This window comes from Burkholderia sp. MSMB1589WGS (genome assembly GCF_001636105.1).
Taxonomy (GTDB): domain Bacteria; phylum Pseudomonadota; class Gammaproteobacteria; order Burkholderiales; family Burkholderiaceae; genus Burkholderia; species Burkholderia humptydooensis.
In genome coordinates, this window is record NZ_LNJT01000006.1 from 1,059,069 (window position 1) to 1,080,755 (window position 21,687).

Consider the following 21,687-nt stretch of genomic DNA (forward strand, 5'->3'; position numbering starts at 1 on the left):
AGCCGATTCCGCGCAATGCCGGAGCGTTTTGCGGCGATTTTTACTATACAATCGCCAACACTCTAAACATCCCGGCTCAAAACGATGGGCACCACCATTCGCGACGTCGCGCAGGCGGCCAACGTGTCGATCGGCACCGTGTCGCGCGCGCTCAAGAATCAGCCTGGCCTGTCCGAGGCGACGCGCGCGCGCATCGTCCAGATCGCACACCGCATGAACTACGATCCGACGCAGTTGCGCCCGCGGATCAAGCGGCTCACGTTCCTGCTGCACCGCCAGCACAACAACTTCGCGACGACGCCGTTCTTCTCGCACGTGCTGCACGGCGTCGAGGACGCATGCCGCGAGCGCGGCATCGTGCCGACGCTGCTGACGACGGGCCCGACCGACGACGTGCTCCGCCAGATGCGCCCGCACGCGCCCGACGCGATCGCGGTCGCGGGCTTCATGGAGCCGGAGACGCTCGAAGCGCTCGCCGCGACGGGCCGGCCGCTCGTCCTCATCGACATCCGCGCGCCCGGCCTGCGCTCGATCAACGTCGACAACGCAGGCGGCGCGGCGCTCGCGATGCATCACCTGTTCGCATCGGGCCGCCGGCGCGTCGCGTTCATCGGCGGCTCGCTCGCGCACTACAGCATCGCGCAGCGCGCGCTCGGCTATCGCCGCGCGTTCTTCGACGCGGGCATGCTGTTCGATCCGTCGCTCGAGCTGTCGATCGACACGAGCCTCGGCCCCGACGCCGGCGCGGCGAACGCGATGCGGCAGTTGCTCGACGCGGGCGGCCCGCTGCCCGACGCGGTGTTCGCATACAACGACGCGGCCGCGCTCGCCGCGATGCGCGTGTGCGTCGAGCGCGGCGTGCGCGTGCCCGAGGACATCGCGTTCGTCGGCTTCGACGACATCCCGGCCGCCACGCACGCGGCGCCGCCTCTCACGACGCTCGCGATCGACAAGGAGGCGCTCGGCCGGCAAGGCGTCGAGCTGCTGCTCGCCGATTCGCCCGCGCAAACCGAACTCAGCCTCCCCGTGCGGCTCGTCGCGCGGGCCAGCAGCGCGGGCGCCGCACGCACGCCGCGCGCCCTCACCCCGGTACTCGGATCATGACGACCTCAGCCACGCCCGCTCCCCGCCCGGCTCCCGGCGCGCCGCACGCCACCGCGCCATACGTCGCGAGCTTCCGCGACCCGCAGTTCCTCATCGCGCATGTCGAGGACACGCTGCGCTTCTACGCGCCGCACGCGTTCGACCCGACGGGCGGCTTCCACCACTTCTTCCGCGACGACGGCAGCATCTACGACCGCACGACGCGCCATCTCGTCAGCAGTTGCCGCTTCGTCTTCAACTATGCGATGGCGTACCGCCACTTCGGCGACGCGCGCGATCTCGACCACGTGCGCCACGGGCTGCGCTTTTTGCGCGACGCGCACTGGGACGCCGAGCACGAAGGCTACGACTGGGAGATCGAATGGCGCGACGGCGAGAAGCGCGCGACACGCGACGGCACGCGCCACTGCTACGGGCTCGCGTTCGTGCTGCTCGCGGCCGCGCATGCGGCAATGGCTGGCGTCGAAGAGGCGAAGCCGCTCATCGCGCATACGTTCGACCTGATGGAGCATCGCTTCTGGGATCGCGCGGCGGGCCTCTACGCGGACGACGCGACGCCGAACTGGACCGTGTCGAGCTACCGCGGCCAGAACGCGAACATGCATGCGACGGAAGCGCTCCTCGCCGCATACGAGGCGACGGGCCATCTGACATATCTCGATCGCGCGGAGAAGATCGCGACGAACATCGTGCAGCGGCAGGCCGCGCTGTCGCAGGGGCTCGTGTGGGAGCATTTCCACGCGGACTGGTCGATCGATTGGGAATACAACAAGGAAGACAGCTCGAACATCTTCCGGCCGTGGGGCTTCCAGCCCGGCCACCAGACCGAATGGGCGAAGCTGCTGCTGATTCTCGAGCGTCACCGCCCGCTCGACTGGCTCGCGCCGCGCGCGATCGAGCTGTTCGACGCGGCGTTCTCGCACGCGTGGGACAGCGATCACGGCGGCCTCTGCTACGGCTTCGGGCCGGACTACACGGTGTGCGACCACGACAAGTACTTCTGGGTGCAAGCGGAGAGCTTCGCGGCGGCCGCGCTGCTCGCGCAGCGCACCGGCAGCGAGCGCTTCTGGGACTGGTACGACGAGATCTGGCGCTATAGCTGGGCGCACTTCGTCGATCACCGCCACGGCGCATGGTACCGGATCCTCACCTGCGACAACCGCAAGTACAGCGACGAAAAGAGCCCGGCCGGCAAGACCGACTACCACACGATGGGCGCGTGCTACGAAGTGCTGCACGCGCTCGCGTCGACACGCGACGACGGCGGTCGCGGCGCGCGCGCGGGCGACGGCGCGGGGGGCGACGGCCAGGCCGCGCCCGCTGCGCGCGGCAACGGGCACGGTGGCAACGCCAGGAACGACGGCAGCAACGACAACAGCGACAAAGGCGACGGCGCCGCGCGCCGCCGCAACGGAGAAGTTCGATGAGCGCAGGATTTCCGCAATTCGTGTCGGCGGGCGACATTCTCACCGACATGGTCCGCACGGGCGGCGCGCACTGGACGTCGCGCCCGGGCGGCGCCGGCTGGAACGTCGCGCGCGCGGTCGCGCGGCTCGGCGCGCCGAGCGCGTGCGCGGGCGCGGTGGGCCGCGACTGCTTCTCCGACGAGCTGTGGCGCGAAAGCGAGGCGGCCGGCCTCGATCTGCGCTTCCTGCAGCGCGTCGAGCGCGCGCCGCTCCTCGCGATCGTCCACGAGACGCAGCCGCCCGCCTATTTCTTCATCGGCGAAAACAGCGCCGATCTCGCGTTCGATCCGAAACGGCTGCCCGACGGCTGGCGCGAGCATGTGAAGTGGGCGCATTTCGGCTGCATCAGCCTCGTGCGCGAGCCGCTCGCGTCGACGCTCGTCGCGCTCGCCGCGGAGCTGCGCGAAGCGGGCGTGAAGATCAGCTTCGATCCGAACTACCGGAACCTGATGACGGACGGCTACCGGCCGACGCTCGCGAGGATGGCCGAGCTCGCCGATCTGATCAAGGTGTCCGACGAAGACCTGTGCCACCTGTTCGCGGGCGATGACGAAGCAGGCGCGATCGCACGGCTGCGCGCGCTCAATCCACATGCGGCGCTGCTCGTCACGCGCGGGCCCGACACGGCGACGCTCTACGCGGGCGGCGAGACGCTCGACGCGCAGCCGCCGCGCATCGAGGTCGCCGATACGGTCGGCGCGGGCGACGCGACGATCGGCGGCCTGCTGTTCAGCCTGATGACGGTGCCGGAGCGCGGCTGGCGCGCGCATCTGTCGTTCGCGCTCGCGGCGGGCGCGGCGGCGTGCCGGCACACGGGCGCGCACGCGCCGACGCTCGACGAAGTCGTCGCGCTCGTCGCGGCGTGACGCGAGCGCCGGCGGCGCGGCGCGCCGCCCGATGCCGTCTTCGGGCGCCCGCTCCCGGCCGCCCATGCGCGCGCGGCCCCGCTCGCCCGCCGCGCGTTTTTGCCGCCGCTGAAAGCGCGGCGTCGGAATGCTACGATGGGAGCGTCCTTTCTCGGGAGAGGCATCATGGACGGCGGCAACACCTACACGAAGGGCCTTTACACGGCCAAGGCGCACACCCGCAAGACGGATAACGGACGCTTTCAGGGCTACGTGATCCTGTCCCGGGACGAAGGCGGCACGCCCGACAACACGCTCTACGAGGTCGAAGCGACGAGCGCGAACGAGGCGGAAGCGTTCGACGAAGCGAAGGCGCTCGCGCACCGGATTCTCGGCGAGCTCGAGCTGTAACGCGAGCGCGGGCGGCGCGGTGCGCGACAGGCGGCCGGTTGCGCGCACGCCCGCCGCGCCCGGGCCTCGGGTCGTCCGAACGCGGCGTCGGCCGCCCGGGCGCCGGCGTCACCAGAGCCGCGCGATCACCGACACGATGCCCATGATCACGAGCGTCGACATGAACGGAAACGGATAGACGCGCGAGCCGAGCCGCAATGTCACGTCACCCGGCAGCCGCCCGACGCCGAGCTTCGCGAGCCACGGCCACGCGCGCGCGAGCACCATCACGGCGATGAACGTGGTGAGCAGCCAGCGCAGCATCGCGTCGCGTCCGGCCGGCTACAGCGTGTGCGAGCGGTCGCCGCGCGCGAACGCGTCGAGCGTGCCGTCGATGCCGCGCGAGAACGCGATCACCTTGAAGAGCTCGCCCATCTCCGCCTCGGAAATCAGCTTCTGCACCGCGTTCGCGGCGGGCAGGAAATGCTGCGCGTCGGACGGGTCGATTTCGGCGAGCACGTCGGTGATGCCCGCGTTCAGCAGGAAGCGCGCCTGCGACGTATAGCCGAGCAGATCCGCGCCCGCGCCGACACCCGCCTCGTAGATCGCGCTGAATTCGACGTGCGCGGTGATGTCCTGCAGCCCCGGATAGACGAAAGGATCGCCATGCGCGCGGTGCCGGTAGTGGCACATCAGCGTGCCCTGCGCGCGCTGCCGGTGATAGTACTCGTGACCCGGAAAGCCGTAGTCGATGAAAAACGCCGCCCCGCGCGCGAGCATCGCGCAGGCCGTGCGCACGAACGCCGCCGCCGCCTCGTGCGTCTCGGTCACGTAGCCTTCGTCGGCGTCGAGCTCCGCGAGCCGCGCCGCGTCTTCGGCGCGCGCGAGCGGCCGGTCGGCGAACACGAACGCGCCCGCGTCGTCGACCGACACGCCGCGCTCGCGCCAGCCGTGCGCCTGTTTCGCGACGAGTTGCACCGGCATCGCGTCGAGCACTTCATTGCCGACGACGACGCCCTCGAAGCGCTCGGGCAGCGCATCGAGCCAGCGCACGCGCGCGGCGAGACCGGGCGCGTGCGCGGCGAGCGTCTCGCGCTGGCGCGCGCGCAGTTCGCCGGACAAATCGACGATCGCATATTCGTCGAGCTCGACGCCGAGCGCGGCGAGCGCGTTCAGCAACCCCGCCGCGAGCTTGCCCGTGCCCGCGCCGAATTCCATCACGCGCCGCGTGCCGCTCGCGCCGAGCGCCTGCGCGACGGGGCGCGCGAGCGTCCGCGCGAAGAGCGGCGACAGTTCGGGCGCGGTCACGAAATCGCTGCCGTCGTCGGCGCGCCAGCCGAATTTCTGCGCGCCGCCGCTGTAGTAGCCGATGCCCGGCGCATACAGCACGCGCTCCATATAGCGCGAAAACGGGATCCAGCCGCCCGCCGCGGCGATTTCGGCGCGCAGCGAAGCGGCGAGCGCGTCGGACTGCGCGAGCGCGTCGGGGCCGGGAACGGGTAAACTAGCGGGTTCGTGAGCTTTCGGATTCATCCCGGCATTGTAAATGACCGCCCCAGCCGACACCTGCGACACATCCGCGGCCCGCTCCGCGCGGGTCGTGCTGATTACGGGCGCCGTGCAGACGGGCGCCGTGCAAGCGGGCGCCGCCGAAGCCGCGCGGGCGAGCGCGCAGCAGACGCCCGCCGCCGCGCGGCCCGCGCCCGACACCGCGGCCGTCGGACACGCGCTCGCCGTCGGCTTCGCGCGACGCGGCTGGGACGTCGCGCTCGCGGCCGACGCGGGCGACGAAGCCCGCGCGGCCGCCGCGCTCGCCGTCGAAGTCGAGGCGCTCGGCCGCCGCGCGGCGGTGCTCGTCGCCGATCTGTCCGTGGAAGCGGATGTCGCGCGGCTCGTCGCCGCCTGCGACGCGGCGCTCGGCCGGCCGACCTGCGTCGTCGCGCAGGCCGCGGGCGTCGCGGACAACGCGCACGACGTCGGCTACGCGTCGCTCGCGGGCGCGATGGCGCGCGGCGTCGCCGCGCCGCTCGTGCTCGCGCGCGCGCTCGCCGACGCGACGCCCAACGCCGCGCGCGATGACGAGCGCGAGCGCGCGGTCGTGATCCATCTGCTGGACGAGACGCTGTTTCATCCGGCGCCCGAGCGCCTGTCGCACTCGCTCGCGCAGGCCGCGCTGCACCGCGCGACGACCGCGCAGGCGCTCGCGCTCGCGCCGAAGGTGCGGGTCGTCGGCCTCGCATGCGGGCGCGCGCCGCACGCGCGCGACATCGCCGACGCCGCGTGCTATCTCGCGGACGCGCCCGGCGTGACGGGCGCGACGCTGACCGTCGACGGCGGCGAGCATCTCGCGCCGCCCGCGGACGAACGGAATTGACGGGCGCGGCCCCGTGCGGACATCTCGACGCCGCGCCCGGCCGCGCCCCTTTGCATGCTTCACCCTTTGACTGGAACGACCATGTTTGCCGCCCTCCTGCATCCCAGGCTCGCCGATTGCCGCAGGCTCTACCTGCGCAATCACGAGGTGTACATGAACATCGGCGCCTTCGAGCACGAGAAGCGCGGCGAACAGCGCGTCGTCATCAACGTCGACCTGTTCGTGCCGCTCGCGCTGACGACGCCCGTCGAGGACAGGCTGCGCGAAGTCGTCGACTATGATCTGATGAAGCAAAGCGTCGCGCAGTGCGTCGCGCGCGGCCACATTCATCTGCAGGAAACGCTCTGCGACGCGATCGCAACGAGCCTGCTCGCGCACGACGCGGTGCGCGCGGTGCGCGTCTCCACCGAAAAGCCGGACGCCTATCCCGATTGCGACGCCGTCGGCGTCGAAGTATTTCGCATCAAGGACGAGGAGCGAGCATGAATGCGCCCCACACCCCGCATCTGAACGAAGCCGACGCGGCCGCCGCCGTCGAAGCGAACACGGCCGAGATCGGCCGCCGCGCGCTCACGCGCCGCGAGCAGAAGGAAGCGTACGAGAACAACAAGCTGTTCAAGCGGCTCGCGCGCCAGGTCGGCCAGGCGATCGGCGACTACAACATGATCGAGCACGGCGACAAGGTGATGGTCTGCCTGTCGGGCGGCAAGGACAGCTACGCGCTCCTCGACATCCTGCTGCGGCTGCGCGAGCGCGCGCCGATCGATTTCGACATCGTCGCGGTGAACCTCGACCAGAAGCAGCCGGGCTTTCCGGAGCACGTGCTGCCCGAGTACCTGACGAAGATCGGCGTGCCGTTCCACATCGAGAACCAGGACACGTACAGCATCGTGAAGCGCCTCGTGCCCGAAGGCAAGACCACCTGCTCGCTGTGCTCGCGGCTGCGCCGCGGGATCCTGTACCGCGTCGCGGGCGAGCTCGGCGCGACGAAGATCGCGCTCGGCCACCATCGCGACGACATCGTGCAGACGCTGCTCCTCAACATGTTCTACGGCGGCAAGCTGAAAGGAATGCCGCCGAAGCTGCAATCGGACGACGGCAGGAACGTCGTGATCCGTCCGCTCGCCTACGCGAAGGAAACCGATCTCGAGAAATACGCGGAGCTGCGCGAATTCCCGATCATTCCGTGCAACCTGTGCGGCAGCCAGCCGAACCTGAAGCGCGCGGAAATGAAGGCGCTGATCCGCGACTGGGACAAGCGCTTCCCGGGCCGCGTCGACAACATGTTCAACGCACTTGCGAACGTCGTGCCGTCGCACCTGATGGACGCGCAACTGTTCCCGTTCGCCGGACTGCGCGCGACGGGCGAAGCCGATCCGAACGGCGACATCGCGTTCGACGAGGACCCGTGCGGCACCGACGCGCTCGCGCCGGGCGGCGCGAAGTCCGTGTCGATCGTGCAGTTCGACGATCTGTAATCCGTCATTCTCGGCGCGCGCCGCCGTTGAACGAAACGCACGCGTAACGAACAGCGGCGCGCCAGGCTTGCTCCCGCATAGCCGAGATACGGCAGCCCGAACGCGCCCTCGATGCTCTTCAGCAGCGCATAGTGGTTGTACGGCGCGTTGCTGACCGTGCCGCCCATGATGAACGGCGACAGCAGCACCGCGCCCGTCGGATCGTCGACACTGATGAGACGCCGGCGCGTCTTGAAACGCGCGGACGCATTGCCCTGATCCTGATTCACACTCCCTCCCTGAAACCGCGCGTGGCGCGATCGGTTCAGCTCGCCGATCCGCCGTCGCGTCATGCGAGCGGGAGTCTCGCGTTGCGCGTGTGACACGCCGCTGACGACGACAGCGATTCGCGAGTGGGTCGACACGTGGCTCGCGGCGAGCCGCAGCGGCCGGAGAGGGCCTGCATGCTAGAATGGCCAGCTTCGAACTCTCCCTACGAAACTGGCGCCATGAATATCGTGATTTTGGCGGCAGGCACCGGCAAGCGCATGCGTTCGGCGCTGCCGAAAGTGCTTCATCCTCTGGCCGGCAGGCCCCTTCTCTCCCACGTGATCGATACCGCCCGCGCGCTCGCGCCGTCCCGGCTCGTCGTCGTGATCGGCCACGGCGCCGAGCGGGTGCGCGCGGCCGTCGCCGCGCCCGACGTGCAGTTCGCGGTGCAGGAGCAGCAGCTCGGCACGGGGCACGCGGTGCGCCAGGCGCTGCCGCTGCTCGATCCGTCGCAGCCGACGCTCGTGCTGTACGGCGACGTGCCGCTCACGCGCACGGCGACGCTCAAGCGCCTCGTCGACGCCGCGACCGACGCCCGCTACGGCGTGCTGACCGTCACGCTCGACGATCCGACGGGCTACGGGCGCATCGTGCGCGATCAGGCCGGGTGCGTCACGCGCATCGTCGAGCAGAAGGACGCGTCGGCCGACGAGCTGAAGATCGCCGAGATCAACACGGGCATCGTCATCGCGCCGACCGCGCAGTTGTCGATGTGGCTCGGCGCGCTCGGCAACGACAACGCGCAGGGCGAGTACTACCTGACCGACGTCGTCGAGCAGGCGATCGAAGCGGGCTTCGAGATCGTCACGACGCAGCCGGACGACGAATGGGAGACGCTCGGCGTGAACAGCAAGGCTCAGCTCGCCGAGCTCGAGCGCATTCACCAGCGCAACCTGGCCGACGCGCTGCTCGCCGCAGGTGTCACGCTCGCCGATCCGGCGCGCATCGACGTGCGCGGCAAGCTCGTGTGCGGGCGCGACGTGTCGATCGACGTGAACTGCGTGTTCGAGGGCGACGTGACGCTTGCCGACGGCGTGGCGATCGGCGCGAACTGCGTGATCCGCAACGCGGCGATCGCCGCGGGCGCGCGCGTCGACGCGTTCTCGCATCTCGACGGCGCGACGCTCGGCGCGCACACGGTCGTCGGCCCGTACGCGCGGCTGCGCCCGGGCGCGGTGCTCGCCGACGAAGCGCACGTCGGCAACTTCGTCGAGGTGAAGAACGCGACGCTCGGCCACGGCTCGAAGGCGAACCATCTGACCTATCTCGGCGACGCGGACATCGGCGCGCGCGTGAACGTCGGCGCGGGCACGATCACCTGCAACTACGACGGCGCGAACAAGTTCCGCACGATCATCGAGGACGACGTGTTCGTCGGCTCGGACACGCAGCTCGTCGCGCCCGTGCGCGTCGGCCGCGGCGTGACGATCGCGGCGGGCACGACCGTATGGAAGGACGTCGCCGAAGGCATGCTCGTGCTGAACGACAAGACGCAGACCGCGAAAAGCGGCTACGTGCGCCCCGTCAAGAAGAAGAGCTGAACCGTTTTTCGGGCGCGCAGCAGCGCGCCCGCATCATTGTCGAGTTGCGAGGATAGATTTTCATGTGCGGGATTGTCGGCGCAGTTGCGCAACGTAACATCGTTCCAGTGCTGATCGAAGGACTGCGCCGTCTCGAGTATCGCGGCTACGACTCGTGCGGCGTCGCGGTGCTCGATGCCGGCGCCCCTGCGCCGGGTGCGCCGAAGCGCGCGCGCAGCGTCGCGCGCGTCGCCGATCTCGATGCGCAGGTGCGCGAATCGCATCTCGAAGGCGCGACAGGCATCGCGCATACGCGCTGGGCGACGCACGGCGCGCCCGTCACGCACAATGCGCATCCGATCTTCTCGTCGAACGCGCTCGCGCTCGTGCACAACGGCATCATCGAGAACTTCGAGCCGCTGCGCGAAGCGCTGCGCGCGAAGGGCTACGAGTTCGTGTCGCAGACCGACACCGAAGTCATCGCGCACCTGATCCACAGCCTCTATCGCGGCAATCTGTTCGCAGCCGTTCAGGAAGCCGTCAAGCAGTTGCACGGCGCATACGCGATCGCGGTGGCCCACAAGGACGAGCCGCATACCGTCGTCGGCGCGCGCCAGGGCTCGCCGCTCGTCGTCGGCTTCGGCGAGCATGAGAACTTCCTCGCGTCCGACGCGCTCGCGCTCGCGGGCAGCACCGATCGCTTCACGTTCCTCGAGGAAGGCGACGTCTGCGAACTGACGCTCGCGGGCGTGACGATCGTCGATCGCGACGGCGCACGCGCAGCGCGCGACGTGCGCGTCGTCGCCGCATATGGCGGCGCGGTCGAGCTGGGCCCGTACCGGCACTTCATGCAGAAGGAAATCTTCGAGCAGCCGCGCGCGATCGCCGACACGATTGCGCAAACCGAAGCGTTCGATCCTTCGCTGTTCGGCGGCAACGCAAGCGGCGTGTTCGCCGATATCGACAGCCTGCTGATCCTCGCGTGCGGCACGAGCTACTACTCGGGCCTCACCGCGAAGTACTGGCTCGAATCGATCGCGAAAATCCCGACGCAAGTCGAGATCGCAAGCGAATACCGCTACCGCGAATCGGTGCCGAACCCGCGCGCGCTCGTCGTCGTGATCTCGCAATCGGGCGAGACGGCCGACACGCTCGCCGCGCTCAAGCACGCACAGGCGCTCGGCCACGCGCACACGCTCGCGATCTGCAACGTCGCGACGAGCGCGATGGTGCGTCTGACCGAGCTGCAATTCCTCACGCACGCGGGCACCGAGATCGGCGTCGCGTCGACGAAGGCGTTCACGACGCAGCTCGTCGCGCTGTTCGTGCTCGCGGCGACGCTCGGCAAGCTGCGCGGCCACGTCGACGCGGCCCGCGAGGCCGACTTCCTGAAGCAGTTGCGCCACCTGCCCGCCGCGCTCAACAGCGTGCTCGCGCTCGAGCCGCAGATCATTGCGTGGTCCGAAGAATTCGCGCGCAAGGAGAACGCGCTGTTCCTCGGCCGCGGGCTGCACTACCCGATCTCGCTCGAAGGCGCGCTGAAGCTCAAGGAGATCTCGTACATCCACGCGGAAGCGTATCCGGCGGGCGAGCTGAAGCACGGGCCGCTCGCGCTCGTGACGGAGGCGATGCCGGTCGTGACGGTCGCGCCGAACGATACGCTGCTCGAAAAGCTGAAATCGAACATGCAGGAGGTGCGCGCGCGCGGCGGCGAGCTGTACGTGTTCGCCGACGCGGACACGCACATCGTCAACGACGAGGGGCTGCACGTGATCCGGATGCCCGAGCATTACGGGCCGCTGTCGCCGATCCTGCACGTCGTGCCGCTGCAGTTGCTCGCGTATCACACCGCATGCGCGCGCGGCACCGACGTCGACAAGCCGCGCAATCTCGCGAAGTCGGTGACGGTGGAATAATCGCTCGCCGCGCGAGCGCGCGGCGGCACGGCACGCGGCTCACAGCACGACGGGCGCGCTCGACAACTCGTCGCCCGGCGCGCGGCGCGACGGATAGTGCCGCGCGAGCAACGCGGTGACGGCCTCGATCCCGTGAATCGAGCCCGCCTCGAAGCGGCCTCGGCGGAATTCCGCTTCCATCTCGCGGCACGCCTTCTCCCAGTCGTCGCTGTCGACACGCGCATGAATCCCGCGATCGGCGACGATCTCGACGTCGTGATCGGCGAGCAACAGATAGATGAGCACGCCGTTGTTGTGCTCGGTGTCCCACACGCGCAGTTCGGAGAACACATCGATCGCGCGATCGCGCGCGGTCATTCCGCGCAAGAGCATCGACGCGTGCAGCGCGCCTTCGACCGCGAACCGCAGTTGGCCGACGTGCTTCCCGTGGCTCGCGACGATCGCGCGCTCGATCTTGCCGAGCGTGCGTTTCGGAAACGCCGCGCCGACGCGCCAGCGCGTCATCGACAGGTGCCTCGCGATTCGTGCGATATCCATCACCACCTCCCGGACGCGCCGCCGCCGCCGAACCCGCCGCCGCCGCCGCGAAAGCCGTCGCTCCCGCCGCCCCAGCCGCCGCCGCGCCCGCCGATGAACGGCCCGCCGACGCGCGCGCCCATCCCGCCGCCGAGCAGCGTGAAGAAAAGCGCGATCGCGGCCGCCGCGATCGCAACGAAGAGCGCGCCGGACAACAGCCACGCGACGAAGCCCACCACGCCGCCCGTGACGACCGAGCCCGCGAGCCGCCCGAATATCGCGCGCAGCACGCCGCCCGCGACGATCGTCATCACGAACAGCAGCGGCAGCAGGCGGCCGAGCCCGCCTGCATCGCCGCGACGCGCGCGCGGCGGCGGCAGCGGCTCGCCTTCGATCACGCGCATCATGCTGCCGACGCCCGCCGAGATGCCGCCGTAGAAATCGCCGCGCCGAAAGCTCGGCACGATGATCTCGTCGATGATCCGGTGGCTCGTCGCATCGGTCAGCACGCCTTCGAGCCCGTAGCCAACCTCGATGCGCAGCGTGCGGTCGTTCTTCGCGACGATGAGGAGCGCGCCGTCGTCGACGTTCGCTCGGCCGAGCTTCCATTGCTCGACGACGCGGATCGAATACTGCTCGATCGTCTCGGGCTGCGTCGTCGGCACGATCAGCACCGCGATCTGGCCGCCCTTGCGCGCTTCGAAATCCTTCAGCGACTGTTCGAGCGCCGCGCGTTCGGCGGCCGTCAGCGTGCCTGTCTCGTCCGTCACGCGCGCGGCGAGTGGCGGCACCGGCTGCTCGGCGCGGCAGGCGCCGCCGCCGATCGACAGGAACGTGAGGACCGCGAAGCACGCCGCGCGGAACAAGCCCTTCAATTCGACGCTCCGGCGGCCGGCGCGGGCGTGGTGGCGGGCGCGGGCGTGGTCCCGAAGTCGACGCGCGGCGGCTTCGAGATCTCCGCTTCGTTCGCGACCGAGAAGTTCGGTTTTTCCTGGTAGCCGAACGCCATCGCGGTCAGGTTGCTCGGGAACGAGCGAATCGTCGTGTTGTACGCCTGCACCGAGCGGATGTAGCGATTGCGCGCGACCGTGATGCGGTTCTCGGTGCCTTCGAGCTGCGCCTGCAGATCGCGAAAGTTCGCATCGGACTTCAACTGCGGATAGTTCTCGGACACGACGAGCAGCCGAGACAGCGACGACGTCAGTTGCCCCTGCGCGGCCTCGAATTTCGCGAACGCCTGCGGGTCGGACAGCAGCTCCGGCGTCGCGCGAATCGAGCCGACCTGCGCGCGCGCCTCGGTCACGCGCGTGAGCACGTCGCGCTCCTGATTCGCATAGCCCTTCACGGTATTGACGAGATTCGGCACGAGATCCGCGCGGCGCTGATACTGATTCAGCACCTCCGACCAACTCGCCTTCACCTGCTCGTCCTGCACCTGAATCGCGTTGTAGCCGCAACCGGACAATGCGAATGCGAGCGCCGCCAGCAGCGCGGCGCCGATCAGACGCATCCACGTCGCGGCGGGACGCGGGCCCGAAGAGTGATGTCGCATTCTGCCATCTCCATTGCAGTTCGCCGGGGAAGGCGCGGCGCCGGCCGCCGACGGCTCGTCTCGGGCCATCGCCCGCGAATCGCCGTACAGGCTTCGAATCGATGCTACGTATGCGGTTCCTGATCCACTTGATTTGCGTCAATGGTCGACCTGCGCGGCGAGACAGCAAGAATCGTACGCGATATCCCGCCGCCGTTTTTGGGCCCGCTCGGCGGCCGAGCCTCAGCATGTGTCGGCCGGCGCGCATGCAACGGGGCTCGATTGAGGTAGGTCAACCCGCATCATCCAGCCGGCACTACAGTGAAACGATTATTCGCGTTCGATCCCGGTGCTCAGGCCCCCGAAATGAAAGCACTCAAGCGATTCGCGATTGCAACGGTCGCCACGCCGCTCGCAACGGGATTCGGGATTGCCCGCCCCACGCGGGCGTCGGTGGAGATGGAGGCTGCACGGCGCTTCGCGATCGGCGCGGCGCGCCGGCTCGGCGCAATCGCAACCGTCGTGTGGCTGCCTCGCCATCGATGCCGCACGCTCGGCTTCCTGCCGTATCCGTTGTTGCTCGCGCCCGCTCGCCCATCTTTTCATGCATCGCGGCCATCGGCATCGCAACGCTTCGGGAAGTGAAGCGCACCGTTGCGGCAGACATCGACATCCATCGACGAGAAAGGAGCGCTTGCCATGCACGACGCACATGTCCATCACGATCACGGCCACGACGCGGACGAACGGCGTGATCCGAGTCGCTCGCGCGATGCGGGGGCGCCCGGTGAAACGGTGGTCGACCCGGTCTGCGGCATGACGGTGCCGCTCGACGCGAAACGTCGATACGACTATCGGGGCCGCACGTATCGCTTCTGCAGCGACCAGTGCCTGGCAGCGTTTCGCGCATCGCCGCAGCAGTTCGTCGGGATGCCGAAGCAGCCGCCCGGCGAAGCCGCGGCGCAGCCGGGCACGATCTACACGTGCCCGATGCACCCGCAGATACGCGCAAACGCGCCGGGCGACTGCCCGATCTGCGGGATGGCGCTCGAGCCGCTCGCGCCGGGCGCGGCCGAAGAGAGGAACCCCGAGCTTGAATCGATGACGCGGCGCTTCTGGGTCGGCCTCGCGCTGTCCGTGCCGCTCGTGCTGATGACGATGGGCGCGATGGCGCTGCCGTTCGATATCGACGCAGGCATCGACGCGCTGCTCGCACGCTGGCCGCGGCCGTTCGGGACGGCGGCGTCGTGGCCGCAATGCGTGCAGGCCGCGCTCGCGACGCCTGTCGTGCTGTGGGGCGGCTGGCCGTTCTTCGTGCGCGGCTGGAAGTCGTTCGTCACGCGGCAGTTGAACATGTTCAGCCTGATCGCGCTCGGCGTCGCGGCGGCCTATCTGTTCAGCGTGTTCGCGCTGCTGTTCCCCGACGCGCTTCCGCAGGCGTTCCGCAACGGCCATGACATTCCGCTCTATTTCGAGGCATCGGCGGTGATCGTGACGCTCGTGCTGCTCGGCCAGGTGCTCGAACTGCGCGCGCGCGCACGCACGTCGAGCGCGATCCGCGGCCTGCTGCAGCTCGCGCCGCACACGGCGGTGCGCGTGAAGTCCGACGGCTCGGAGGAGAGCGTCCCGCTCGAGGCGGTCGTCGTCGGCGATACGCTGCGCGTGAAACCCGGCTCGAAGGTGCCGGTCGACGGCATCGTCGTCGAAGGGCACTCGAGCGTCGACGAATCGATGATCACCGGCGAGCCGGTGCCCGCCGAGAAAACCGAGGGCAGCCCGGTGACGGGCGCGACCGTCAACCAGACGGGCACGTTCGTGATGCGCGCGGAAAGGATCGGCGCCGACACGCTGCTCGCGCGGATCGTGCAGATGGTCGCCGAAGCCGGACGCTCGCGCGCGCCGATCCAGAAGCTCGCCGATCAGGTGTCCGGCTGGTTCGTGCTCGCCGTCATCGCGCTCGCCGCGATCGCGTTCGTCGCATGGGCGGCGTTCGGTCCGGCCCCCGCGCTCGCGAACGCGCTCGTCGTCGCGATCAGCGTGCTCATCATCGCGTGCCCGTGCGCGCTCGGCCTCGCGACGCCCGTGTCGATCATCGTCGGCATCGGCCGAGGCGCGCGCGAAGGCGTGCTCATCAAGGATGCCGAAGCATTGGAACTGATGGAGAAGGTCGATACCGTCGTCGTCGACAAGACCGGCACGCTGACGCAGGGGCGGCCGCACGTGCAGACGGTCGTCGCGCTCGACCCGCGGCGCGAGCGCGCGCTGCTCGGCGATGCGGCGAGCCTCGAAGGCGTGAGCGAGCACCCGCTCGCGCAGGCGATCGTCGAGCATGCGACGCAGGCGGGCGCGGCGCGCAAACCGGTGGAATCCTTCGATTCGGTGCCCGGCAAGGGCGTGAAAGGCACGATCGACGAGCGCGCGGTCGCGCTCGGCAACGCGCATCTGATGGCGGACCTCGCGATCGACTGCACGGCTGTCGAAACGGATTCGAATCGCCTGCGCGAAGCCGGCCAGACCGTGATGTATGTCGCGATCGACGGAAGGCTTGCCGGCTATATCGGCGTCGCGGACCCGATCAAGGCGACGACGCCGGACGCGGTGCGGCTGCTCAAGGCGTCGGGCGCGCGCATCGTGATGCTGACGGGCGACAATCCCGTCACCGCGAACGCGGTCGCGAAGACACTGTCGCTCGACGGCGTGAAGGCGGGCGTGCTGCCCGAGGACAAGTACCGGCACGTGCAGGCGCTGCAGCAGCAAGGGCATGTCGTCGCGATGGCGGGCGACGGCGTCAACGATGCGCCGGCGCTCGCGCAGGCGAACGTCGGCATCGCGATGGGCACCGGCACCGACGTCGCGATGAACAGCGCCCGGATCGTGCTCGTGAAGGGCGATCTGCGCGGCATCGCACGCGCGCGCGCGCTCAGCGTCGCGACGATGAAGAACATCCGGCAGAACCTGTTCTTCGCATTCGTCTACAACGCAGTCGGCATTCCGGTCGCGGCGGGCGTGCTGTATCCGTGGTTCGGCATCACGCTGAGCCCGATCTTCGCGAGCGCCGCGATGGCGGCGAGCTCGGTTTCAGTCATCGGCAACGCGCTGCGGTTGCGCGCCGCGAAGACCTGAGCGGGCGGCGCGCGGGCGGCGGATCTTCTCGACGCTCGAACGCCGGCCATGCCGCTCACGCGGCGACGACGGCCGGATGGAATCCCGCGGCTTCGATAATCTCGACCACGCGCTCGACGCCGAGCGCCGAGCCGACTTCGACCACCTTCGACGCGATGTCGACGGAAACGGCCGCCGACGCATCGACGGCCTTGATCGCCTGCGTGATCGCGTTCGCGCAGCCGCCGCACGACATGTCCTTCACTTCGAGCTTCATGTTGCTTCTCCAGGGGGATTTGGGGCGATCGAAGGATGAATCTTCCCACAGTGGGAAGGTCAAGCGCGGGCGGCCGGATCGGCTGCGCAGCCGGGGCCGGCGCGCCCGCTGCGATCGGCTCCGGCGACACGTTCGTCGCGGCCGTCGAATCGTCGAATCGTCGAATCGTCGAATCGTCGAATCGCCCCGCCCGGCTCGCGCGTCAGCGCTTCGCCGGCGCCCGGCAAAGCGCGAGATTGTGCAGGATCGCGTCGCCCGTCGGCTTGTAGTTGTCGGCGTCGCACGGCGGCAGGCCGAACGCCTCGCTATGATCCTGCTGCGCGCGATAGGCGAGCGTATCGGACAGCACGGCCACGCATTGCGCGCGATCGCCGCGGTGGTACTCCGTCAGCGCCAGATCGCTCTTCGCCCGGTCCAGCTCGATCCAGTCCATGAAGCCGCTGCATTCGGCCAGCAGCGATTTCAGCGTCGCGCGCGCGCCATCGTAGTCGTGCGCCGCGTATTGCTTGTGCGACCGCTCGGTGCGCACGCTCCGCGCGCGATCGGCGCACGCGGCGCTCGGGCGCCGATATTCACCGTCGAACGACGCGCGCATCCCGCAAAAATCGCGGCACGCGTCCGAGCCTGACGTATCCAGCCTGACGACGCCGTGCCCGCCGGACACCGCGATCCGGCATACGTTGTCGCCGTCGCGCGCGATGCCGACGCGCCCATCGAACGTGCCGCTCAGCGCGCAGGTATGGCAGTTGCCGCCGATCGTCTCGATGTTGAAGGCATTGCCCTTGACGGTCAGCACGCCGTGCGCGCTGCCGCCTTCGACGTACAGATAGCGGCCCGCGTCGACCGCCGGGCCGGCGGCGATCGCCGGCACGCTAGCCGAAAGGCCCGCTGAAAACACGGCCGCCGCGACCGCCGCCCGCATACGGATTCTCCAGTTCATTCGCGCCCCCTTCGTCGATGTGCGGTGCAACCCGCGCGCGCCGGTCACGGCGCGCGCAACGTCATGCGGATTCGCCCGCGAGCAGCCGCAGCCGCCGCGCCTGCCGCGGCAGCACGATGTACATGCTGGCCGCGACGTTCAGCATCCAGCCGATCGCCTGACCGACGAGCGGATGGCCGGCATGGCGCAGCAGCATCGTCGCCACGCTGATCGGCAGCGCGGCCAGCACGGCCCAGCCGGCCGTCGTCAGTCCGAGCGTCAGCGCCTGCCGCAGCGACAGCCGGCCGGGCGCCGTCAGCGCGTGCGCGGCGAACCCGCCGCGCACCATGTATCCGGTGATCGGCAGGCAAACCGCGAGACCAACGATGAAGGCGACGCCGGCGATCGCCGTCGCGTTGCCGCTCGGCAGCCGGCCGGCGACGGGATCGGTTCGCCATATCCACCATCCGACGATCGCGACGCCGGCGATCCATACCGGCGCGCTGGCGAGCGTCTGACGCCACATGCACGACCACCACACCGACAGGCGTCGGCCGAACGTCATCGGCGGCAGCATCTGGAACATATCAACCTCCATTCTTGTTATCGGTTCTGTGAACGCGACGAATGCGGCTTCGTTCGACGGTTGATGCGTGCGGACGGCGGGCGCGCTCGCCCTGGTCCGGCAGCGCGGACCGGCGAGCGGCCCGCGCTTTTGCGCGCTTTCGCGGCGCGCCGCCCGCGCGATTGCGGCGCGGGCGTCTTCTTGCTTCACGTCGGCCGGCCCGCGCTGCCGCGGCCGGGCCGGACGTCAGGACGTCATTTGCCGTTCTCGTCTTCCTTCAGCTTCGGCAGCGCCGACGATTCGCCCGGCGTCAGCAGGCCGACTTGCGAGTAGATGCGCAGCTTGTCGCGGGTGTCGGTGATGTCGAGGTTGCGCATCGTCAACTGGCCGATCCGGTCGCGCGGCGAGAACATCGACTCCACCTTCTCCATCGACAGGCGCTCCGGCTGGTACGTGAGGTTCGGCGAGCGCGTGCCGAGGATCGAATAGTCGTTGCCGCGGCGCAGCTCGACCGTCACTTCGCCCGTGACCGCGCGCGCGACCCAGCGCTGCGCGGTCTCGCGCAGCATGATCGCCTGCGGATCGAACCAGCGGCCCTGGTACAGCAGGCGGCCGAGACGGCGGCCGTTCTCGCGGTACTGCTCGATCGTGTCCTCGTTGTGGATGCCGGTGACGAGGCGCTCGTATGCGATGTAGAGGAGCGCGAGCCCCGGGGCTTCGTAGATGCCGCGGCTCTTCGCCTCGATGATCCGGTTCTCGATCTGGTCGCTCATGCCGAGGCCGTGGCGGCCGCCGATCCGGTTCGCCTCGAGCAGCAGCTCGACCGCATCCTTGTACTCGACGCCGTTCAGCGCGACCGGGCGGCCCTCTTCGAAGCGGATCGTCACTTCTTCCTTGTCGATCTTCACGTCGTCGCGCCAGAACGCGACGCCCATGATCGGATTGACGATCTTGATGCCGCTCTCGAGGCTCTCGAGATCCTTCGCCTCGTGCGTCGCGCCGAGCAGGTTCGAATCGGTCGAGTACGCCTTCTCGGCGGACATCTTGTACCCGAAGCCCGCCTGGTGCATGAATTCGGACATTTCCGCGCGGCCGCCGAGCTCGTCGATGAACTGCTGGTCGAGCCACGGCTTGTAGATCTTCAGGTCCGGATTGACGAGCAGGCCATAGCGGTAGAAGCGCTCGATGTCGTTGCCCTTGTACGTGCTGCCGTCGCCCCAGATGTTGACGCCGTCCTCCTTCATCGCGGCGACGAGCATCGTGCCCGTCACGGCGCGGCCAATCGGGGTCGTATTGAAATACGTGACGCCCGCCGTCGAGATGTGAAACGCGCCGCACTGGAGCGCCGCGATCCCTTCGGCCACGAGCTGCGCGCGGCAATCGATCAGGCGCGCGCCTTCCGCGCCGTACTGGATCGCGCGCTTCGGGATCGCGTCGTAGTCGTCTTCGTCGGGCTGGCCGAGATTGGCCGTGTACGCGTAAGGAACGGCCCCCTTGATGCGCATCCAGTGCAGCGCGGCGCTCGTATCGAGGCCGCCGGAGAACGCGATGCCGACCTTCTGGCCGGCCGGGAGATTTTCAAGAATCGTGGTCATGACGAAAACCGTTCAATCAGTTGGAAGGGGGAATTTCGCGGAATCCAAGAGTATCGGCTGTGCCCGATTATGAGGCAAGTCTCGCGCGCGCCCGCGGCGGGCCGTAAATGGGGGCCGTGGCGGCACGCGGCGCGGGTGGGCGGGCGATTGAATGGCGCAATGGCTCGGCGGTGCAACCGACCGGCCAGTCAGCGGGATCGGGCCGGACGATCGCGCTCGACGCACGCTTGCTGGCGCCCGGCCGGGCATTGCGGCGGCCTCGCCCGCCCGCATGCGGCGAGCGGCCACCGCCGGCCTGAAGGCGCCAGGCGCGCCCGCCGGCCCCCATCGACGCAATCACGCGTCGTCCGGCTCCTTCTGCCGCATCGTGACGAACTCCTCGGCCGCGGTCGGGTGGATGCCGACCGTCTCGTCGAACTGCGCCTTCGTCGCGCCCGCCCGGATCGCGATCGCGATGCCCTGGATGATTTCCGCCGCATCGCGCCCGACCATGTGCGCGCCGACGACGCGCTGGCTGTCCCGCGCGACGACGAGCTTCATCAGCGTCTTCTCGTCGCGGCCGGACAGCGTATGCCGCAGCGCGCGAAACGATGTCCTGTAGATGTCGAGCGCGCCGAGCTCGGCGCGCGCATCCGCCTCGGTGAGGCCGACCGTCGCGATCTCCGGCTGGCTGAACACCGCGGAAGGGATGTAGCGATGATCGGCCGCGATCCGCTTGCCGCCGAACAGGTTCGCCGCGAGCAGCATGCCGTCGCGCGTCGCGACGGGCGTCAGTTGCGGGCGCGCGGTGACGTCGCCGATCGCGTGGATCGACGGCACCGTCGTCGTCGAATACGCGTCGACCTCGATCGCGCCGCTCGCGTCGCGCGCGACGCCGACCGCCTCGAGCCCGAGCCCGTCGGCATTCGCGACGCGCCCCGTTGCGTACAGCACCGCGTCGTACGGGCCGTGCGCGCCCTGCGCGAGCCTGAGCGTCAGCGCGCCGTCGGCGCCGCGCTCGATCGCCTCGATCGCCGCGCGCGTATGGATGGCGACGCCCTGCTTCGTCATCTCGCCGTGCAGCGCGCGCCGCACGTCGTCGTCGAAGCCGCGCAGGATCTGCTCGCCGCGATAGAACAGGTCGACGTCGACGCCGAGCCCGTTGAAGATGCCGGCGAACTCGACCGCGATGTAGCCGCCGCCGACGATCGCGATCCGCCCGGGCAGCTCGGGCAGGCTGAGCGCCTCGCGCGACGTGATCGCGTGCCCGATGCCGGGAATCGGGGGCAGCACCGGCCGAGAGCCGGTCGCGACGCCGATGTGCCGCGCGGTGACGCGCCGGCCCGCGACATCGACCGTATGCGCGTCGACGAGCGTCGCGCGCCCCGCGTGGATCTCGACGCCCGACTTGTTCAGCAGATCGACGTAGATGCCGCTCAGGCGCGCGATCTCGCGATCCTTCGCCTCGATGAGCGCCGGCCACGAGAAGAGGCCGATGTCGAAGGTCCAGCCGAAGCCCGCGGCATCCTCGACGTCGTGGCTGTAGTGCGCGGCATAGACGAGCAGTTTCTTCGGAATGCAGCCGCGCAGCACGCAGGTGCCGCCGATCCGTTCTTCCTCGGCGATGCCGACGCGCGCGCCGCAGGACGCCGCGACCCGGCTCAGGCGCACGCCGCCCGAGCCCGCGCCGATGACAAAGAGATCGTAGTCGAATTCCATAGCGCCGCCTGATCGAAGCCTCGATGACCGGACGATAGCAAGTTTCCGAATTTCTTGCGGCGCGGTGCGCGCGTACTGTCAT

The 21,687-nt window shown here is 69.4% G+C and carries 20 protein-coding genes and 1 pseudogene; 10 read left to right on the top strand and 11 right to left on the bottom strand.

What is annotated here, in order from left to right:
- Nucleotides 1-84 precede the first annotated feature (84 nt).
- The 4 genes from WT16_RS07110 to WT16_RS07125 all read left to right on the top strand — a co-directional run bounded on the left by WT16_RS07110 (nucleotide 85) and on the right by WT16_RS07125 (nucleotide 3,826).
- Nucleotides 85-1,104: a LacI family DNA-binding transcriptional regulator gene (locus WT16_RS07110; RefSeq protein WP_015601005.1), complete on the top strand. Its 1,020-nt coding sequence runs from the start codon at nucleotides 85-87 to the stop codon at nucleotides 1,102-1,104.
- On the top strand, nucleotides 1,101-2,531 hold the full coding sequence (locus tag WT16_RS07115) for an AGE family epimerase/isomerase (RefSeq protein ID WP_063532972.1): 1,431 nt from the start codon (nucleotides 1,101-1,103) through the stop codon (nucleotides 2,529-2,531). The genes WT16_RS07110 and WT16_RS07115 overlap by 4 nt, the downstream gene beginning before the upstream one ends.
- Complete coding sequence (locus WT16_RS07120; protein ID WP_006024288.1) at nucleotides 2,528-3,436, top strand: carbohydrate kinase; 909 nt, start codon at nucleotides 2,528-2,530, stop codon at nucleotides 3,434-3,436. Before WT16_RS07115 ends, WT16_RS07120 begins: the two co-directional genes overlap by 4 nt.
- Nucleotides 3,437-3,601: 165 nt before the next feature.
- Nucleotides 3,602-3,826 carry a hypothetical protein gene (locus tag WT16_RS07125; protein WP_006024287.1) on the top strand — a complete coding sequence of 75 codons (225 nt, stop codon included), beginning with the start codon at nucleotides 3,602-3,604 and terminating at the stop codon, nucleotides 3,824-3,826.
- Nucleotides 3,827-3,934: 108 nt separating this feature from the next.
- On the opposite strand, the gene WT16_RS07130 is transcribed toward WT16_RS07125, so the two are convergent.
- Nucleotides 3,935-4,129 carry a DUF2905 domain-containing protein gene (locus WT16_RS07130; RefSeq protein WP_006024286.1) on the bottom strand — a complete coding sequence of 65 codons (195 nt, stop codon included), beginning with the start codon at nucleotides 4,127-4,129 and terminating at the stop codon, nucleotides 3,935-3,937.
- 18 nt (nucleotides 4,130-4,147) lie between these two features.
- On the bottom strand, nucleotides 4,148-5,338 hold the full coding sequence (locus tag WT16_RS07135; protein WP_063532973.1) for an SAM-dependent methyltransferase: 1,191 nt from the start codon (nucleotides 5,336-5,338) through the stop codon (nucleotides 4,148-4,150).
- A 13-nt stretch (nucleotides 5,339-5,351) separates the two neighbouring features.
- Between WT16_RS07135 and WT16_RS07140 the strand changes: the two genes are divergently transcribed.
- From WT16_RS07140 to ttcA, 3 genes are all read left to right on the top strand, one after another.
- Entirely contained in the window at nucleotides 5,352-6,179 is an 828-nt protein-coding gene (locus WT16_RS07140; RefSeq protein ID WP_063532974.1) for an SDR family NAD(P)-dependent oxidoreductase, read from the top strand.
- Between the two features lie 81 nt (nucleotides 6,180-6,260).
- Nucleotides 6,261-6,665 carry a dihydroneopterin aldolase gene (locus WT16_RS07145; protein ID WP_006024283.1) on the top strand — a complete coding sequence of 135 codons (405 nt, stop codon included), beginning with the start codon at nucleotides 6,261-6,263 and terminating at the stop codon, nucleotides 6,663-6,665.
- On the top strand, nucleotides 6,662-7,657 hold the full coding sequence (gene ttcA / locus WT16_RS07150; protein WP_063532975.1) for a tRNA 2-thiocytidine(32) synthetase TtcA: 996 nt from the start codon (nucleotides 6,662-6,664) through the stop codon (nucleotides 7,655-7,657). The genes WT16_RS07145 and ttcA overlap by 4 nt, the downstream gene beginning before the upstream one ends.
- Nucleotides 7,658-7,722: 65 nt before the next feature.
- Here the strand turns inward: ttcA and WT16_RS34795 are convergent.
- A pseudogene (locus tag WT16_RS34795) lies at nucleotides 7,723-7,854 on the bottom strand (alkaline phosphatase family protein); the annotation flags it as partial.
- Between the two features lie 291 nt (nucleotides 7,855-8,145).
- Between WT16_RS34795 and glmU the strand changes: the two are divergent.
- Together glmU and glmS are read left to right on the top strand one after the other, a co-directional pair.
- Entirely contained in the window at nucleotides 8,146-9,507 is a 1,362-nt protein-coding gene (glmU, locus tag WT16_RS07155) for a bifunctional UDP-N-acetylglucosamine diphosphorylase/glucosamine-1-phosphate N-acetyltransferase GlmU (RefSeq protein WP_006024281.1), read from the top strand.
- 62 nt (nucleotides 9,508-9,569) lie between these two features.
- Nucleotides 9,570-11,402 carry a glutamine--fructose-6-phosphate transaminase (isomerizing) gene (gene glmS, locus WT16_RS07160; RefSeq protein WP_015601271.1) on the top strand — a complete coding sequence of 611 codons (1,833 nt, stop codon included), beginning with the start codon at nucleotides 9,570-9,572 and terminating at the stop codon, nucleotides 11,400-11,402.
- Between the two features lie 39 nt (nucleotides 11,403-11,441).
- On the opposite strand, the gene WT16_RS07165 is transcribed toward glmS, so the two are convergent.
- The 3 genes from WT16_RS07165 to WT16_RS07175 are packed head-to-tail and all read right to left on the bottom strand — an operon-like array spanning nucleotide 11,442 to nucleotide 13,470.
- Nucleotides 11,442-11,939, bottom strand: coding sequence for a TPM domain-containing protein (locus tag WT16_RS07165; protein ID WP_009911086.1), 498 nt, complete (start codon nucleotides 11,937-11,939; stop codon nucleotides 11,442-11,444).
- Nucleotides 11,939-12,793 (bottom strand): YgcG family protein, encoded by an 855-nt coding sequence (locus WT16_RS07170; RefSeq protein WP_063532976.1) that lies wholly within the window; start codon nucleotides 12,791-12,793, stop codon nucleotides 11,939-11,941. Before WT16_RS07170 ends, WT16_RS07165 begins: the two co-directional genes overlap by 1 nt.
- Nucleotides 12,790-13,470, bottom strand: a complete 681-nt coding sequence (locus WT16_RS07175) for a LemA family protein (protein ID WP_063532977.1) — start codon at nucleotides 13,468-13,470, stop codon at nucleotides 12,790-12,792. The genes WT16_RS07170 and WT16_RS07175 overlap by 4 nt, the downstream gene beginning before the upstream one ends.
- 678 nt (nucleotides 13,471-14,148) lie before the next feature.
- Here WT16_RS07175 and WT16_RS07185 point away from each other — a divergent pair.
- Nucleotides 14,149-16,572, top strand: coding sequence for a heavy metal translocating P-type ATPase (locus tag WT16_RS07185; protein ID WP_063532978.1), 2,424 nt, complete (start codon nucleotides 14,149-14,151; stop codon nucleotides 16,570-16,572).
- A gap of 55 nt (nucleotides 16,573-16,627) precedes the next feature.
- On the opposite strand, the gene WT16_RS07190 is transcribed toward WT16_RS07185, so the two are convergent.
- The 5 genes from WT16_RS07190 to gor form a co-directional block, all read right to left on the bottom strand.
- Entirely contained in the window at nucleotides 16,628-16,828 is a 201-nt protein-coding gene (locus WT16_RS07190; protein WP_006024274.1) for a heavy-metal-associated domain-containing protein, read from the bottom strand.
- A 202-nt stretch (nucleotides 16,829-17,030) separates the two neighbouring features.
- On the bottom strand, nucleotides 17,031-17,750 hold the full coding sequence (locus WT16_RS07195) for a hypothetical protein (protein ID WP_015600847.1): 720 nt from the start codon (nucleotides 17,748-17,750) through the stop codon (nucleotides 17,031-17,033).
- Nucleotides 17,751-17,829: 79 nt separating this feature from the next.
- Nucleotides 17,830-18,333 (bottom strand): hypothetical protein, encoded by a 504-nt coding sequence (locus WT16_RS07200; RefSeq protein ID WP_063532979.1) that lies wholly within the window; start codon nucleotides 18,331-18,333, stop codon nucleotides 17,830-17,832.
- Between the two features lie 233 nt (nucleotides 18,334-18,566).
- Nucleotides 18,567-19,907 (bottom strand): argininosuccinate synthase, encoded by a 1,341-nt coding sequence (gene argG / locus WT16_RS07205; RefSeq protein WP_006024271.1) that lies wholly within the window; start codon nucleotides 19,905-19,907, stop codon nucleotides 18,567-18,569.
- A 336-nt stretch (nucleotides 19,908-20,243) separates the two neighbouring features.
- Nucleotides 20,244-21,605, bottom strand: a complete 1,362-nt coding sequence (gene gor, locus WT16_RS07210) for a glutathione-disulfide reductase (protein WP_063532980.1) — start codon at nucleotides 21,603-21,605, stop codon at nucleotides 20,244-20,246.
- Nucleotides 21,606-21,687: the final 82 nt, after the last annotated feature.

Bases quoted from the DNA above. Each gene is read 5' to 3' on its own strand.
- WT16_RS07130 (WP_006024286.1), bottom strand. From the start codon at position 4,129: ATGCTGCGCTGGCTGCTCACCACGTTCATCGCCGTGATGGTGCTCGCG.
- glmS (WP_015601271.1), top strand. From the start codon at position 9,570: ATGTGCGGGATTGTCGGCGCAGTTGCGCAACGTAACATCGTTCCAGTG.
- argG (WP_006024271.1), bottom strand. From the start codon at position 19,907: ATGACCACGATTCTTGAAAATCTCCCGGCCGGCCAGAAGGTCGGCATC.
- WT16_RS07140 (WP_063532974.1), top strand. From the start codon at position 5,352: ATGACCGCCCCAGCCGACACCTGCGACACATCCGCGGCCCGCTCCGCG.
- WT16_RS07125 (WP_006024287.1), top strand. From the start codon at position 3,602: ATGGACGGCGGCAACACCTACACGAAGGGCCTTTACACGGCCAAGGCG.
- WT16_RS07185 (WP_063532978.1), top strand. From the start codon at position 14,149: ATGCACGACGCACATGTCCATCACGATCACGGCCACGACGCGGACGAA.
- WT16_RS07145 (WP_006024283.1), top strand. From the start codon at position 6,261: ATGTTTGCCGCCCTCCTGCATCCCAGGCTCGCCGATTGCCGCAGGCTC.
- WT16_RS07190 (WP_006024274.1), bottom strand. From the start codon at position 16,828: ATGAAGCTCGAAGTGAAGGACATGTCGTGCGGCGGCTGCGCGAACGCG.
- WT16_RS07195 (WP_015600847.1), bottom strand. From the start codon at position 17,750: ATGCGGGCGGCGGTCGCGGCGGCCGTGTTTTCAGCGGGCCTTTCGGCT.
- ttcA (WP_063532975.1), top strand. From the start codon at position 6,662: ATGAATGCGCCCCACACCCCGCATCTGAACGAAGCCGACGCGGCCGCC.
- WT16_RS07165 (WP_009911086.1), bottom strand. From the start codon at position 11,939: ATGGATATCGCACGAATCGCGAGGCACCTGTCGATGACGCGCTGGCGC.
- gor (WP_063532980.1), bottom strand. From the start codon at position 21,605: ATGGAATTCGACTACGATCTCTTTGTCATCGGCGCGGGCTCGGGCGGC.
- WT16_RS07175 (WP_063532977.1), bottom strand. From the start codon at position 13,470: ATGCGACATCACTCTTCGGGCCCGCGTCCCGCCGCGACGTGGATGCGT.
- glmU (WP_006024281.1), top strand. From the start codon at position 8,146: ATGAATATCGTGATTTTGGCGGCAGGCACCGGCAAGCGCATGCGTTCG.
- WT16_RS07110 (WP_015601005.1), top strand. From the start codon at position 85: ATGGGCACCACCATTCGCGACGTCGCGCAGGCGGCCAACGTGTCGATC.
- WT16_RS07200 (WP_063532979.1), bottom strand. From the start codon at position 18,333: ATGTTCCAGATGCTGCCGCCGATGACGTTCGGCCGACGCCTGTCGGTG.
- WT16_RS07120 (WP_006024288.1), top strand. From the start codon at position 2,528: ATGAGCGCAGGATTTCCGCAATTCGTGTCGGCGGGCGACATTCTCACC.
- WT16_RS07115 (WP_063532972.1), top strand. From the start codon at position 1,101: ATGACGACCTCAGCCACGCCCGCTCCCCGCCCGGCTCCCGGCGCGCCG.
- WT16_RS07135 (WP_063532973.1), bottom strand. From the start codon at position 5,338: ATGAATCCGAAAGCTCACGAACCCGCTAGTTTACCCGTTCCCGGCCCC.